4 protein-coding genes are annotated in these 2,979 nt (G+C 53.5%); 3 read left to right on the top strand and 1 reads right to left on the bottom strand.

The features are described 5' to 3' along the window. Nucleotides 1-19 precede the first annotated feature (19 nt). Complete coding sequence (locus tag K8V32_RS00215; RefSeq protein ID WP_303901152.1) at nt 20-535, top strand: hypothetical protein; 516 nt, start codon at nt 20-22, stop codon at nt 533-535. Nucleotides 536-580: 45 nt separating this feature from the next. Here the strand turns inward: K8V32_RS00215 and K8V32_RS00210 are convergent, their stop codons facing one another. After that, the gene (locus tag K8V32_RS00210; protein WP_303901150.1) at nt 581-1,597 is read right to left on the bottom strand and encodes a LacI family DNA-binding transcriptional regulator; all 1,017 of its coding nucleotides are present in this window, start codon (nt 1,595-1,597) and stop codon (nt 581-583) included. Between the two features lie 179 nt (nt 1,598-1,776). Here K8V32_RS00210 and K8V32_RS00205 point away from each other — a divergent pair, with 179 nt between their 5' ends. Then, nucleotides 1,777-2,769, top strand: a complete 993-nt coding sequence (locus K8V32_RS00205) for a Bug family tripartite tricarboxylate transporter substrate binding protein (protein ID WP_303901148.1) — start codon at nt 1,777-1,779, stop codon at nt 2,767-2,769. A gap of 27 nt (nt 2,770-2,796) precedes the next feature. Continuing rightward, nucleotides 2,797-2,979, top strand: a 183-nt coding sequence (locus tag K8V32_RS00200) for a hypothetical protein (protein WP_303901146.1), incomplete at its 3' end; no start/stop codon positions are given.

The following is a 2,979-nucleotide window of genomic DNA, read 5'->3' as shown; positions in this document are numbered from 1 at the left end:
GCAGGAATAGAATTCTTTCGTGAACAATAAACGAAATTTGATTATCACCGCCGTATCCCTACTTTTCCTTGCAGGGTGTTCAGCTTCTCCAGAAGCATCACCCCAGCAACAAGACCTCCCCGAGGAGGCATCAACTGCTCCGACAACGGCAGACTCTGCTGATAACGCTTCGGATCAGACTGCAGAAGACTCGTCACAAAGCACTGCGCAAGAGCCATCCGAAGACGCTGACTCCGCTCCAAATACCGTCACGGTAACACTGGATGGTGATACCGAAGAGATTGTTTTTACTGACGCATATTGCTCCGGGCCAACGGGAGACATTCGCAACATTATTGGCAAGGTCAACAACCAGCCGCCACTGCTCAAGGTTTCCGGATCAAACCACGTCATGTTGAAAATGGGCAATGAACAGCCATATAAGGGACAGGTATCAGACGGATTGACGATCACCGATGAGTCGGTGACCTTCGACGACGTATCGGTATCGGGAGCAGTCATCGATGGCACTATGACTTGCACTTCCTGGGACTAACCAGTGTGACCCCACCGGACCGCATGACAAGCACTGGGATGGTCCTCAATGAACATAAGACTGTTCTCGGGCTGGTCCGGTGGAGCCTCGCTGCACTAGCTCCGCCTCGAGTCGAATAGCGCGGGTAGCCGTGTCGCCGTCGAGGAGCCGGAAAAGGATTTCCACGGCGCGGTGGCCAGCTAATGTCAGTGGGGCGTTCAGACACGTAAGCCCGGTATGGATGATGCTGGCTGATTGAGTGTTATCAAATCCTGTAACGGAAATATCTTCTGGAACACGATATCCATGCGCCAAAAGATATTGAATAATTCCAACCGCTAACTGATCGTTAAAGCCCATGATCGCCGTGGGTTTATATTCGAGCGCTTTGGATGCGGCAAGCTGACCCTGACGAACGGTGGGGATAAACGGCCCGGTCACGATCAGCTCTATGCCAAGTTCAGCACAGCGCTTGACCAGGCCGTCCGTACGGATTTTATTACTCCAGGCAAACTTGGGCCCCGCGCACCAGACAATCCGAGTATGTCCCAGCTGGTGCAGATGATCGACCAACGCGGAGACATCGTCAGGAGTAAAAGCGACTACTGAATTAACATCACTGACTTCCCGGTTGAACAACACTAAGGGCGTGGCGCGGGCAAGTTCTCTGAGCTCGGTGTCCGGCGTCGTCGGCGCTGCAGCGATTATGCCATCAACCGCACGATTCAGCCGGCGTATATAGGCCCGTTCCATCGATAAATCCTCACCGGTGTCTGCCACAATTGTCAGATATCCAGCAAGTCGTGCACGCTCCAGTATTCCGTGCATGAAACCTACGTAAAACTGATTCGAAGAATCCTGGACAATGATGTTGATGGTGCGAGCTAAAGCATCGTGGGGTGCTCGCAGATTGGGCTGACGGCGGTAACCCATCTCATGTGCAACCCGCATAATCTTTTCGACCGTTTGAAAATTGCCGCGCTCAGGGTCCGTGAAAGCCCGCGACACCGTTGACGGTGCCAGACCCATAGCCTCCGCCACGTCTTTGAGGCGAACCCGATCGGATTTCGGATGCTTGACCAAATGAGCTCCCCTTGCCATTTATCAGCGGTACAGCCTGACCAGCTGGCCTTCAAAATTACACACTTTGGCAATTTTTGGCAATAATGTGGTCACTCCCACAATTGCTGGGTAATCTCAAGGAACGCTTGGAACCAAGCGTGTTGCATCACTCAGTTTGTCACGGTCTAGGGAGCACAATCTTGAAGACATCACTACAGCATCGTTTTAAATCGGCCAAACTCGTAGCAGTTGCTGCGGTTACCGCTCTCATTGCCACCGGCTGCGCAGCTGGCGCCGGTGACGACGAAGCCGGAGATTTCCCGTCAAAAGACATCCGGCTGGTTGTTCCATGGGAAGCCGGTGGCTCTGGTGACCTGTCTGCTCGAACACTGGCGCCACAGCTGGAAGAAGAACTCGGCGTCAATGTGATTGTCGAAAACCGTCCCGGCGCCAATGGCTCAGTTGGCTACAACTGGATGACCGAACAAGAACCCGATGGTTACAACATGGTCATGGTGGGCGCGGAAATCGTGACCCTGCAGTATCTGGACTATGACATCGACCCTGCAAATTATGAGTTCTTATCCCAGCTATTATCCGGTCCTGGCGGTATTGCGGTGAGTACTGACAGCCCATACGAAACACTGGATGACTTGATCGAAGACGCCAAAGCACGCCCCGGTGAGGTCACCTATTCCTCACCAGGAGTTGGGTCCGTATGGGATAACCCCGCCCAAGGCCTGCAAGAACTTGCCGACATCGAGCTAGTCAACGTGCCATTCGACGGGTCCGCTCCATCAATTGCAGCTGCTGCCGCCGGGGACGTCGATTTCTCCATCGATGCCGTCGGTAGCCAGAAAGCACAAGTTGATGGTGGCGAGATGCGCTACCTGGCTGTCTTGGCTGAAGAACGCCTGGAAGAATTGCCCGATGTTCCAACCGCCAAAGAGCTCGGCATTGATCTGCAAAACGCATCCTTCACCGGACTCGTTGTTCCAGAAGGCACCCCGGAAGATGTTGTCAACACGCTTGCTGACGCCATTCAAACAGCAGCACAGTCCGAAGAATTCCGCGAAACCATCGAAGCGTCGAACCTCATCCCAGAAGGTACCTCACCAGAAGAGTTCCGCGAATTCATCGAGCAGGAAGATGAACGCCACGGCGCGTGGATTCAACTCGCTCAAGGTGAGTAATACCGCTGGAAAGACTATCGAGGCACTATGACCGATCAGGGTTTTAACGATCAGCAACACAGCCAGCAGACCGGAATCATCGAATCCGATCACTCCGGCGCTGTGTCGCACACAAAATTCAAAATACGCCTACGAGAAATCCTCGCGGTCGTGTTATCGCTGGCCGGTGGGATTGCGATTCTTCTTGGCACCAATAACATCACGTTGCGT

Source organism: Enteractinococcus helveticum, assembly GCF_020742345.1.
Taxonomy (GTDB): domain Bacteria; phylum Actinomycetota; class Actinomycetes; order Actinomycetales; family Micrococcaceae; genus Yaniella; species Yaniella helvetica_A.
This window is presented reverse-complemented; position numbering and strand designations above follow the sequence as displayed.